This is a genomic window from Streptomyces sp. NRRL F-5123 (assembly GCF_000721495.1).
Lineage (GTDB): Bacteria > Actinomycetota > Actinomycetes > Streptomycetales > Streptomycetaceae > Actinacidiphila.
The window spans coordinates 64,233-76,517 of record NZ_JOHY01000032.1; the positions used below are offsets into that span (position 1 = coordinate 64,233).

A 12,285-nucleotide genomic window follows, 5' to 3' on the forward strand; every position below is an offset into this window, starting at 1 on the left:
GCGTAAGGACTTCCTCCGCATAAGGCGCCTCCGCGTGAGCCCCTCCGCGGAGGACGATCTCCGTCGGAGCGAAAACACATCCGTTCAGCCGTCCGATTGGCCGGATGCGTCATTTACGGCGGGAATTACCGACCGATCCCGACCGGCCCCTTTTTTGATCTTTCGCGGCTCCCTACAATCCGTCCATCGTGCTCAGCTCGCCTGAGCGTCGCGGCTTTGTCGACTGCCGAGCCGTAGGAGCCGCACGCCCATGCGCCAAACGTCAAGGAGGACGAATGGCGGGGCTATTCACCCCTCGGACGCTTGCCGCGGATCCGATACCGGTACTCACGGACGGAAACCGGCTGCTCGTCTGGATCATCGCGGTGGTCGCACTCGCGGCCCTGGCACTCGCCGCGGTGCTGGTGCGTCAAGTGCTCGCGTCGGACGAAGGAACCGACGCCATGAAGAAGATCGCCGCTGCCGTGCAGGAAGGCGCCAACGCCTACCTCGCACGGCAGTTCCGCACCCTGGCGGTCTTCGCCGTCGCCGCGTTCTTCCTGCTCATGCTGCTGCCCGCGGACGACACCTCGCAGCGTCTCGGCCGGTCGATCTTCTTTCTCGTCGGCGCTGTATTCTCGGCGATCACCGGATACGTCGGAATGTGGCTCGCGGTACGCAGCAATGTGCGGGTCGCTGCGGCGGCGAGAGCGGCGACCCCTGAACCCGGGGAACCGTCCGCCGATTTACGGGACGTGTCCCACCGGGCCATGAAGATCGCATTCCGCACGGGCGGCGTCGTCGGAATGTTCACCGTCGGACTCGGCCTGCTCGGCGCGTCCGCGGTCGTGCTGATCTACAAAGCCGACGCACCCAAGGTGCTGGAGGGATTCGGATTCGGCGCCGCGCTGCTGGCGATGTTCATGCGCGTCGGCGGCGGCATCTTCACCAAGGCCGCCGACGTGGGCGCCGACCTGGTCGGCAAGGTCGAGCAGGGCATCCCGGAGGACGACCCGCGCAACGCCGCGACGATCGCGGACAACGTCGGCGACAACGTCGGGGACTGCGCCGGCATGGCGGCCGACCTCTTCGAGTCCTATGCCGTCACCCTGGTGGCGGCACTCATCCTCGGCAAGGTGGCCTTCGGTGACGCGGGCCTCGCCTTCCCCCTCCTCATCCCCGCGATCGGCGTGCTCACCGCCATGGTCGGCATCTTCGCCGTCGCGCCCCGCCGCACCGACCGCAGCGGAATGACGGCGATCAACCGCGGCTTCTTCGTCTCCGCGGTCATCTCGACGGCCGGTGTCGCCGTCGCCGTCTACACCGCCCTGCCCTCCTCCTACGCCGGCCTGGACGGCGCGGGCCCCGACATCACCGGCCACGGCGGCGACCCGCGCGTGCTCGCGCTCGTCGCCGTCGTCATCGGCATCGTGCTCGCGGCGCTGATCCAGCAGCTCACCGGCTACTTCACCGAGACCTCCCGGCGCCCGGTCCGCGACGTCGGAAGGACCTCGCTCACCGGCCCGGCCACCGTCGTGCTCTCCGGCATCTCACTGGGTCTGGAGTCCGCGGTCTACTCGGCGCTGCTCATCGGACTGTCCGTCTACGGCGCCTTCCTGCTCGGCGGCACCTCCGTGTGGCTCGCGCTCTTCGCGGTCGCGCTGGCGGGCACCGGGCTGCTCACCACCGTCGGCGTCATCGTCGCCATGGACACCTTCGGCCCCGTCTCCGACAACGCCCAGGGCATCGCCGAGATGTCCGGCGACGTCCACGGCGAGGGCGCGCAGGTGCTCACCGATCTCGACGCGGTCGGCAACACCACCAAGGCCATCACCAAGGGCATCGCGATCGCCACCGCGGTGCTCGCGGCGACCGCGCTGTTCGGCTCGTTCAAGGAAGCCGTCGACACGGCCGTGGCCAAGGCGCACCCGGGCGCGTCCGACGCGCGCTGGCTCTCGCTCGACATCTCGCAGCCGAACAACCTGGTCGGGCTGCTGTTCGGCGCGGCGGTCGTCTTCCTCTTCTCCGGCCTCGCCATCAGCGCCGTCTCCCGCTCGGCGGGCGCGGTGGTCTACGAGGTGCGCCGCCAGTTCCACGACCACCCCGGGATCATGGACGGCACGGAGACCCCCGAGTACGGCCGGGTCGTCGACATCTGCACCAAGGACGCGCTGCGCGAGCTGGCCACCCCGGGCCTGCTCGCCGTCCTGGCGCCGATCGCGGTCGGATTCGGCCTCGGCATCGGCTCGCTCGCGTCGTACCTGGCGGGAGCGATCGGCGCCGGCACCCTGATGGCGGTCTTCCTCGCAAATTCCGGCGGCGCCTGGGACAACGCGAAGAAGCTCGTCGAGGACGGCCACCACGGCGGCAAGGGCAGCGAGGCGCACGCGGCGACCGTCATCGGCGACACCGTGGGAGACCCGTTCAAGGACACCGCGGGCCCGGCCATCAACCCGCTGCTGAAGGTCATGAACCTGGTCGCGCTGCTGATCGCCCCGGCCGTGGTCAAGTTCAGCTACGGCGTCGACGCCAACGCCGCCGTACGGGCCGTCGTCTCGGTGGTCGCGGTCGTGGTCGTCGTCGGGGCGGTCTACGTGTCCAAGCGCCGCGGCGTGGTCATGGGAGCGCGCCCGGAGGGCAGCGGCGCCGAACGGGTGGAGGACGCGGCGAGCACGGCCTGACGCCTCGCCACCCGGGCTCTCCACCGCGGACAGCCCCCGGCCTCGCCGCCCCGGACCGTCACCCGCCCGACCCGGCGACACGCCCGTACGGCATCGGTCACCACGTGAGATCTGCCACACCGTCACCCCCGCGGCGGGCACCCGGTATCCGGCCGGGCGCCCGCCGTTCCGGCAGGCCGGCGGCACCGTACCCCGGCTTGCTACGAACGGCTTGAATAACGGACGAATGGGCGCGAAGTCCCCGCCGGATTCGTGGTCGCCGCCCCCTCCCCGTGTAAGTTCCGGGGCCGTGACGCCACGGAAGGGACCTGAACGGTGAAGCTGAACCACGGACGCCGCGCCGCGCTCTCGGGCGCGGCGGTGCTGCTGGCGCTGGCGCCGCTGTCGGCCTGCTCCAGCGACGACACGGGCAAGAAGCTGGACACCTGGGCGCAGGGCGTGTGCGACCAGACCGCCGCGCAGACGAAGAAGATCAACGACGCCAACACCTCCCTGACCAAGGTCGACAGCGGCGGCAAGCCGCAGGACGTGCAGTCCGCCGACTCCGCCGCCTTCCAGCAGATCTCCGACGCCTACAAGTCGCTGGCCGGCATCTTCGACGCCGCGGGGCCCGCCCCCGGCGACAACGGCGACGCCTTCCAGCAGAACGCCGTCACCTCCTTCACCGGCCTGTCCACGCAGTACGCGGCCCTCAAGAAGCAGGTCGACGGTCTCGACACCACCGACCAGGCCAAGTTCGCCGCGGGCCTGCAAGGCGTGTCGGACTCCTTCTCGAAGGCGACGAGCGACGGCGACAAGGCGCTCAGCGCGCTGCGCGAAGGCGACCAGGGCAAGGCGCTGGCCAAGCAGCCGGGCTGCCAGAGCGTCCCGCAGTCCCCGTCCACGGCGCCGACCCCGACCGCGTCGTAGCCCCCGCGCCGCCAATCGCCTGGCAGGCGCGCGGGCCGGCCCCGTACCCGGCGGGCGCGTGGCCCGTACCCGCCCGTTGCCGCGACAATGGCCTCCGTGACGACGCCCCGCCTCCCCGCCCCCGACGGCGCAGCCGCTCTGCGCGACGACCTGCTCGCCGCCGACTTCACCGCCGACGGCTGCCTCGACCTGCTGGGCGCCGTCGGCTACGCGGCACTCTCGCGCGCCGAGACAGTGCCCGCGCTGCGTGCCACCCGCGGCGGGAGCCCGCTGGAGACCCTGGTCCGGCTCTTCCTCCTGCAGCGCCCCGTCCCGTACGGCCGCGCCCGCGTCGCGCTGCCGGGCCTGGACCGCTACGTCGCGGACGGCTGGCTGGTGCGCGACGGCGACGAGATCCGCGCGGCCGTCGACGTGCGCCCCTACGCGGGGGACGGCGGCGCGGACTGGTGGATCGTGTCCGACCTGGGCTGCGCGGTCGGGGGCGCGGGCGGCATCGGCGGTACGCCCGGCGCGTCCGGCGGCTCCGGGGTGGACCGCGCCGACCTGGTGCTGGGCGTCGGTGGCGCCTCCACCACGCTCGCCGGGCTGACCGTGCGCGAACCGGCCGGCAGCGCCCTCGACCTCGGCACCGGCTCCGGCGTCCAGGCCCTGCACGCCTCCCGGCACGCCACCCGCGTCACGGCCACCGACGTCAACCCGCGCGCCCTGCACTTCGCCCGACTCACCCTCGCCCTGTCCGGAGCGCGGCAGCCCGACCTGCGCCGCGGCAGCCTTTTCGAGCCGGTCGGCGACGAGCGCTACGACCTCGTCGTGTCCAACCCGCCCTTCGTGATCTCCCCGGCCGGCCGCTTCACCTACCGGGACGGCGGAATGGGCGGTGACGACCTGTGCCGGACCCTGGTGGAGCAGGCCGCCGACCACCTCACCGACGGCGGCTGGTGCCAGCTGCTGGCCAACTGGCAGCACCTCGAGGGCCAGGACTGGCGCGAGCGGCTGGTCCAGTGGGTGCCGCGCGGCTGCGACGCCTGGATCGTGCAGCGCGAGGTGCAGGACATCGCCCAGTACGCCGAGCTGTGGCTGCGCGACGGCGGCGACCACCGCGACGACCCTGCGGCGTACGCGGCCCGCTACGACGCCTGGCTGGAGGACTTCGAACGCGCCAAGGTCGGCGCGGTCGGCTTCGGCTGGATCACCCTGCGCAAAACCGGCTCCGACCGGCCCGCCGTCACCGCCGAGGAATGGCCGCACCCGGTCGAGCAGCCGCTCGGCCCGCACATTGCGGGCTGGTTCGCCCGGCAGGACTTCCTGCGCCGCCACGACGACGCCGACCTGCTCGACGCCCGCTTCACCCTGGCCTCCGACGTGGTGCAGGAGCAGGTCGGGGTGCCGGGCGCGGAGGACCCCGAGCACGTCGTGCTGCGCTCGGGCCGCGGCATGCGCCGGGCCACCGAGGTCGACACGGTCGGCGCGGGCTTCGCCGGGGTGTGCGACGGGACGCTGCCGGCCGGCCGGATCGTGGACGCCATCGCGCAACTGCTGGGCGAGGACCCGGTGGTGCTGCGGGATCGCACGCCCGCCGCGATCCGCATGCTGGTCGAGCAGGGCTTCCTGGAGCCGGTCACGCCGTAACGCGTCGGCGTAACGCTGCGGGAGCACGCCGCCGTAACGCGTCGCGGCAACGCGCTGCCCGAGCGCGGGGGCGTACGCCGGGCGCTCAGCGCAGGTTGCGTATGACCCCCCACGCCACCAGCACCACCATCAGCGCCACCGCCCCGCGCGGCCCCACCCGAACCCGCCATTGCCGCCCCCGCAGCCCCGCCCACGCCCAGCCCGCGAAAGCGGCCAGCAGCAGCGGCGTGCAGAGCAGCAGCAGCGCGTTGTCGTGGAAGGCCCGCACGGGCTCGGCGTGCAGCAGGTCGTACGCCGTACGGGTGGCTCCGCACACCGGGCAGAGCAGGCCGGTGGCCCAGTTGAAGGGGCAGCGCGGCAGCCAGTGGCCCGGCTGGTGCGGATCGGTGCGGTAGAGGTACGCCGCCGCGGCGATCCCGGCGGCCAGCGCGCCCAGCGGCGCCGCGGCGTGATGCCGTACGGCGCGCCGCACCCCGTCACCGCTCACCCCGACACCTCCGGTCCGCACGACACCCCGCGGCCCCATCCTGGCACCCCGCCGGCGCCCCGCACCCGCCCCCTCCCGCGCAGGTACGCATCCGGCCACCCGGCACCCGGCGCGCCGCCTCCCCGCCGCCCCCTTCAGCTCTGACATGACCCGTCCATGCGGCAGACAGACCGCTTGTCGGGTTACCGTTCGGATGGCGTTGTTGACTTTTCCCGTTTGACACGGGACCGGGAGGTACGGTCACACTCCGCAGCGTCACCCCTTCGAACCGGAGAGAAGAGCGAAGTTGTCCCCGACCCGCGAGACCGCACCGGCCGGCCGCCGACTCGTCATTGTCGAGTCGCCCGCCAAGGCGAAGACGATCAAGGGCTATCTCGGCCCTGGATACGTCGTGGAGGCGAGCGTCGGGCACATCCGCGACCTGCCCAACGGGGCCGCCGAGGTGCCGGCGGAGTACAAGGGCCAGCCGTGGGCACGGCTCGGCGTCAACGTGGACAGCGACTTCCAGCCGATCTACGTCGTCAACGCCGACAAGAAGGCCCAGGTCAAGAAGCTCAAGGAACTCCTCAAGGACTCCGACGAACTCTTCCTCGCCACCGACGAGGACCGCGAGGGCGAGGCCATCGCCTGGCACCTCCAGGAGATCCTCAAGCCCAAGGTGCCCGTCCACCGCATGGTCTTCCACGAGATCACCAAGGACGCCATCCAGGCCGCGGTCCGCAACCCGCGCGAGCTGAACAAGCGCCTCGTCGACGCCCAGGAGACCCGCCGCATCCTCGACCGGCTCTACGGCTACGAGGTCTCGCCGGTGCTGTGGAAGAAGGTCATGCCGCGGCTGTCAGCCGGCCGTGTGCAGTCCGTCGCCACCCGGCTCGTCGTCGAGCGCGAGCGCGAGCGCATCGCCTTCCGCTCCGCCGAGTACTGGGACCTCACCGGCGTCTTCGGCACCGGCCGCGCAGGCGATGCCTCCGACCCGTCGACCCTCAACGCGCGGCTCGTCTCCGTCGACGGTCGCCGCGTCGCCCAGGGCCGCGACTTCGACGCCTCCACCGGCGCCCTCAAGCCGGGCGCGACCGTCCTCCAACTGGACGAATCCGCCGCCCGCGCACTGGCCGCCGCCCTCGCCGACGTGCCCTTCGCCGTCCGCAGCGTCGAGTCCAAGCCCTACCGACGCTCGCCGTACGCCCCCTTCCGCACCACGACCCTCCAGCAGGAGGCGTCGCGCAAACTGGGCTTCGGCGCCAAGGCGACCATGCAGGTCGCCCAGAAGCTGTACGAGAACGGCTTCATCACCTATATGCGTACGGACTCCACCACGCTGTCGGAGACCGCCGTCAACGCCGCCCGCGCGCAGGTCACCCAGCTCTACGGCGCCGACTACCTGCCCGACAAGCCGCGCACCTACGCCGGCAAGGTCAAGAACGCGCAGGAGGCGCACGAGGCGATCCGCCCCTCCGGCGACCGCTTCCGCACCCCCGCCGAGACCGGCCTGACCGGCGACCAGTTCCGGCTCTACGAGCTGATCTGGATGCGGACGGTCGCGTCGCAGATGAAGGACGCCGTCGGCCAGTCCGTCACCGTGCGCGTCGCCGGCACCTCCACCGACGGGCGCGACGCCGAGTTCAGCGCGTCCGGCAAGGTCATCACCTTCCACGGCTTCCTCAAGGCCTACGTCGAAGGCGCCGACGACCCCAACGCCGAGCTGGACGACCGCGAGCGGCGCCTCCCGCAGGTCGCCGAGGGCGACGCGCTCACCGCCGAGAAGATCGACGCCGAGGGCCACTCGACCAAGCCGCCCGCCCGCTACACCGAGGCCTCGCTGGTCAAGGAACTGGAAGAGCGCGAGATCGGCCGCCCCTCGACGTACGCGACGATCCTCGGCACGATCCTCGACCGCGGCTACGTCTTCAAGAAGGGCACCGCGCTCGTCCCGACCTTCCTCTCCTTCGCCGTCGTCAACCTGCTGGAGAAGCACTTCGGCTGGCTCGTCGACTACGACTTCACCGCCTCCATGGAGGACGACCTCGACCGCATCGCCCGCGGCGAGGCCGAGTCCGTGCCGTGGCTGCGGCGCTTCTACTTCGGCACGGAGGAGCCCGACGCGGCCCCGACCGCCTCCGCCGCGAACGGCGACGGCGACCACCTCGGCGGCCTCAAGGAACTCGTCGAGGACCTCGGCGCGATCGACGCCCGGGAGATCTCCTCCTTCCCGGTCGGCGACGGCATCGTCCTGCGCGTCGGCCGCTACGGCCCCTACATCGAGAAGGGCGAGCGCGGCGAGGACGACCACCGCCGCGCCGACGTCCCCGACGACCTGCCGCCCGACGAGCTCAGCGTCGAATACGCCCAGGAGCTCTTCGCCCGCCCCAGCGGCGACTTCGAGCTCGGCAACGACCCGCAGACCGGCCGCCCCATCGTCGCCAAGGACGGCCGCTACGGCCCGTACGTCACCGAGGTGCTGCCCGAGGACACCCCGAAGACCGGCAAGAACGCGGTCAAGCCGCGCACCGCGTCGCTCTTCAAGTCGATGTCCCTCGACACCGTCACCCTGGAGGACGCCCTCCGGCTGATGTCCCTGCCGCGCGTCGTCGGCACCGACCCCGAGGGCGTCGAGATCACCGCGCAGAACGGGCGCTACGGCCCGTACCTCAAGCGCAGTACGGACTCGCGCTCGCTGGAGACCGAGGACCAGCTCTTCACGATCACCCTCGACGAGGCCCTCGCCATCTACGCCCAGCCCAAGCAGCGCGGCCGCGCCGCCGCGAAGCCGCCGCTCAAGGAACTCGGCACCGACCCGGTGAGCGAGCGCCCCGTCGTCGTCAAGGACGGCCGCTTCGGCCCTTACGTGACGGACGGCGAGACCAACGCGACGCTGCGCCGAGACGACGACGTCGAGACGATCACCCCGGAGCGGGGTTACGAACTCCTCGCGGAGAAGCGGGCGAAGGGGCCTGCGAAGAAGAAGGCTCCCGCGCGGAAGAAGGCCGCCGCCCCGGCGAAGAAGACTGCGGCCAAGAAGGCCGCACCCGCCGCGAAGAAGACGGCCGCTTCCGCGAAGAAGGCTGCCGCCAAGAAGCCCCCCACCACGTAGGGCGGTGCTTTCAGGGGTGCCTGGGAGCTACCCCACGCGCCCTCGGTGGTCGCCCACGCGGCAGCGCAGAACGCTCGCCCGGCGGTGTGACCGCTGCCGGAAACGGGGGCCCTGCAGGGCGCGGGCGAGGTTGTCCACAGGGGGTGACGGGGGGACCCCGGTGGCGACTGGTGGGGCGATAGGCTAAGGGAATGACGCCACCCACCCCGCAGCCGCAGCCCGCTGAGGTCTCGCCCGCGTTCGCGGACGACCTCGCCGCGGATTCGCGCGACCGCGCGGTCCGCGCGCTGCTGAGGATCCCGCCGTTGCGCAAGCTCTGGAACGCCCAGATGACCGGTGCGGTCGCGGACCGCCTCGGCCTGTTGGTGCTGATCTGGCTGACGGTGCAGGCGGCAGCCGGAGTCGGTGCCTTCGGCGGGGGCTACCGCGGGGTCGCCTTCGCGACCGCCGCGGTCTTCGCCGCCCGGCTCGTGGCGACGCTGCTGTTCGGCGCGGTGCTGCTCGGCCCGCTGTCCGCGGCCACCACGGAGGGCGGCCCGCTCGACCGCCGCTGGACGATGATCGGGGCCGACGGCGTACGCCTCGCGCTCTTCGTCGTCGCCCCGCTGTGGGTGACATGGACGCCGGGCAAGGCCTACGTGTGGCTGCTGGCCACGGTCTTCGTCACCGGTGCGGCCGAACGGCTGTGGGCCGTCGCGAAGGACGGCGCCGCGCCCGTACTGCTCCCGCCGCCGGGGGACACATCGGTGCGGCCCGCGCCCGACCACCTGGCCACGCTGCACCGCCTCGACCTGCGCACCAGCTTCGTCGCGCTGCCCGCCGCGGCCGCGGCAATGGTCGTCATCACCCTCGTCAACACACTGATCGCGACCGGCGTCGACTGGTTCGACCTGCACCAGGTCGCGCTGTCGTCGTACGTCGCCGCGGGCCTGTTCTCGTCCTCGATCGCCGTGCTGTCGGCGCTCGAACTGCCCTCGGGCACCGCAGCCCGGCCGCGCTCCCCGCTGGAGGGCCTGCGGCTGCCGAAGGGGCCCGCGGGCGCCGAGAACGGCAGGACCGGCGTGCTGCCGCTGCTGGTGCTGTCCACCGCGGCCGTCGCGGGCGCCGTCGCCGCCGCCGTCTCCGTGGCGGTGCTGCACGCCGCGGCCATGGGCTTCGGACCCACCGGCTTCGCGCTGCTGGTCCTGGTGCTGACCGCCGGCACCGTCGTCGGCATCCGTCTCGCGCCGCGCATCCTGCCGGGCCTGTCCCGACGCCGGCTGCTGCCCCTCGCGATCGGCCTCACCGGTATCGCCCTGCTGCTGACCGGCCTCGTGCCCGACCCGACGACGATGCTGCTGCTCGCGCTGCTGGCCGGCGTCACGGCCGGGGTCAGCGCCAACACCGGGCACACCCTGATCGAGCTGGAGGCGGAGGAGAGCCGCCGCGCCCGCACGACCGAGCACCTGCAGGCCGTCGCACGGGCCGTGCTCGGTTTCGCCGCGGTCTGCGCGCCGCTGCTGGCCGCCGCGATCGGCCCGCACCGCATCGACAACGGCCGCTTCACCTTTGACCACGCGGGCGCCGCCTACACCCTGATGCTGGTCGGCGCCCTGCTGCTGCCGGTCGCCGCGCTCGTGCTCGGCAAGACCGACGACCGCGGCGGTGTACCGCTGCGGCGCGACCTGCGCGAGGCGCTCCGCGGCGCCGACCCGGCGACCGCGCCCGCCGCGACCGGCTTCTTCATCGCCGTCGAGGGCGGCGACGGGGCCGGCAAGTCGACGCAGGTCGAGGCGCTCGCGAGCTGGATCCGGGCCAAGGGCCACGAGGTCGTCGTCACCCGCGAGCCCGGCGCCACGGCCGTCGGCAAGAGGCTGCGGTCGATCCTGCTCGACGTGTCCTCCGGCGGTATCTCGCACCGCACGGAGGCACTGCTCTACGCCGCCGACCGCGCCGAGCACATCGACACGGTCGTCCGGCCCGCTCTCGAACGCGGCGCCGTCGTCATCTCCGACCGCTACATCGACTCGGCGGTCGCCTACCAGGGCGCCGGGCGCGACCTCGCGCCCACCGAGATCGCCCGTATCAACCGGTGGGCCACCGAGGGTCTCGTCCCGCACCTCACCGTGCTGCTCGACGTCACACCCGAGATCGCGCGCGAGCGCTTCACCGAGGCGCCCGACCGGCTCGAATCGGAACCCCCGGAATTCCACCAGCGCGTGCGCTCCGGCTTCCTGACGCTTGCCGCAGCCGACCCCGGCCGCTACCTCGTCCTCGACGCGGGCCAGGACCCCGAGGCCGTCACCACGCTCATACGGCACCGGCTCGACGAGGTGCTGCCGCTGTCCGAGCAGGAGATCGAGGCCCGCGCCGAAGCCGAGCGCAAGGCCGCGGAGGAGGCGGCGCGCCTCGCCGCGGAGGAGGCCGCGCGCAAGGCGGAGGAGGAGCGGCAGGAGCGCGAACGCCGCGAGCAGCTGGAGAAGCTCCGCCGCGAGGAGGAGGAGCGCCGCCGCGCCGCCGAGGAGGCTGCCCGGCGCGAGATCGCCGAGCGCAAGGCCGCGGAGGCCGCGGAGGAGGCGCGCAAGCGTCAGGAGGAGGCGGACCGGCTCGCCGCCGAGGAGGCCGCGCGCGTCGCGGCCGAGGAGGCCGCGCGCGAGGCCGAGCAGGCCCGGCTGCGGCAGCTCGCCGAGGAGCAGGCCCGGCTGCGTGCCGAGGCCGAGGCCCGGCGGGTGGAGAAGCAGCGCAAGGCGGAGGAGGCGCTCCTCCGCGCGGAGGCCGCGCGTGCGGCGGAGGCCGAGCGGAAGCCGGAGCCCGAGCCGGACGACGCGACGACGGTCGTCACGCCGGTCGTGCCGGAGGAGTCCGACGGTTCGTCGGACGAGACGACGACGGTGCTGCCCGCGGTGCAGGAGCCGTCCGAGCCGGAATCCGGGGCCGGGTCCGACGAGACGGCCGTGCTGCCCGCCGTGCAGGACGAGCCGAAGCGGGAGGGGCCGTCGGACGAGACGACCACGATGCTTCCGGCGGTCCAGGAGCCCGGCCCGCCGCCCGTACCGGGTACGGCGCGGGACAGCGACCCGGCGGACCGCGTTCCGCCGTGGCTCTTCCGCCCCGAGACGCCCGAGGCCGAACGCACCCGCGAACTCCCCGCGGTACGCCGCCCTCGCCCCGACTGGGCCGAGGAGACCCCCCTCGACCATCTCCCCACCCTCGCCGACGAACTCCTCGGCCCCCACGAGGACGACGACCCCCGAAACCGCTGACCCCTGCGGCCAACTCCGCCGGTGCTGCGGCCCGTCCCGCCGGGCTACCCCGTCCCTCCCCCCGAGCTGCCCCTGGGGGCACCCCGGCGCGCCCTTGAAAACGCGCACCCGTACCCCGTGACAACAGCCCCGGCGGGCAGCCGCCCACGGTGTACCCGGTGGGACGGTCCGCCCTGCCCTTCCCCACCCCACGGGTGGTCGGGCGCCGAAGGGACATCGGGAGGGGAGGACGGTCACCCGCCCACCCCTGCCTCCACCGGCGGGAAC

At 73.0% G+C, this 12,285-nt stretch carries 6 protein-coding genes; 5 read left to right on the top strand and 1 reads right to left on the bottom strand.

Going from position 1 to position 12,285, the window contains the following annotated elements; all coding sequences use genetic code 11:
* The first annotated feature begins 275 nt into the window (after positions 1-275).
* The 3 genes from IH54_RS0123685 to IH54_RS0123695 all read left to right on the top strand — a co-directional run bounded on the left by IH54_RS0123685 (position 276) and on the right by IH54_RS0123695 (position 5,198).
* Complete coding sequence (locus tag IH54_RS0123685) at positions 276-2,660, top strand: sodium-translocating pyrophosphatase (protein WP_031520170.1); 2,385 nt, start codon at positions 276-278, stop codon at positions 2,658-2,660.
* A 315-nt stretch (positions 2,661-2,975) separates the two neighbouring features.
* Entirely contained in the window at positions 2,976-3,569 is a 594-nt protein-coding gene (locus IH54_RS0123690) for a small secreted protein (RefSeq protein WP_234343725.1), read from the top strand.
* A gap of 87 nt (positions 3,570-3,656) precedes the next feature.
* The gene (locus IH54_RS0123695) at positions 3,657-5,198 is read left to right on the top strand and encodes a DUF7059 domain-containing protein (protein ID WP_031520174.1); all 1,542 of its coding nucleotides are present in this window, start codon (positions 3,657-3,659) and stop codon (positions 5,196-5,198) included.
* An 85-nt stretch (positions 5,199-5,283) separates the two neighbouring features.
* On the opposite strand, the gene IH54_RS0123700 is transcribed toward IH54_RS0123695, so the two are convergent.
* Positions 5,284-5,685, bottom strand: a complete 402-nt coding sequence (locus IH54_RS0123700; RefSeq protein ID WP_234343726.1) for a DUF2752 domain-containing protein — start codon at positions 5,683-5,685, stop codon at positions 5,284-5,286.
* A 286-nt stretch (positions 5,686-5,971) separates the two neighbouring features.
* Between IH54_RS0123700 and topA the strand changes: the two genes are divergently transcribed.
* Both topA and tmk read left to right on the top strand, forming a co-directional pair.
* Complete coding sequence (gene topA, locus IH54_RS0123705; protein WP_031520179.1) at positions 5,972-8,776, top strand: type I DNA topoisomerase; 2,805 nt, start codon at positions 5,972-5,974, stop codon at positions 8,774-8,776.
* 191 nt (positions 8,777-8,967) lie between these two features.
* The gene (gene tmk, locus IH54_RS0123710; protein ID WP_031520181.1) at positions 8,968-12,018 is read left to right on the top strand and encodes a dTMP kinase; all 3,051 of its coding nucleotides are present in this window, start codon (positions 8,968-8,970) and stop codon (positions 12,016-12,018) included.
* The last annotated feature ends 267 nt before the right edge of the window (positions 12,019-12,285 follow it).

Excerpts from the sequence above, each read along its gene's own strand:
- tmk (WP_031520181.1), top strand. The coding sequence starts at position 8,968 with ATGACGCCACCCACCCCGCAGCCGCAGCCCGCTGAGGTCTCGCCCGCG.
- IH54_RS0123685 (WP_031520170.1), top strand. The coding sequence starts at position 276 with ATGGCGGGGCTATTCACCCCTCGGACGCTTGCCGCGGATCCGATACCG.
- IH54_RS0123695 (WP_031520174.1), top strand. The coding sequence starts at position 3,657 with ATGGCCTCCGTGACGACGCCCCGCCTCCCCGCCCCCGACGGCGCAGCC.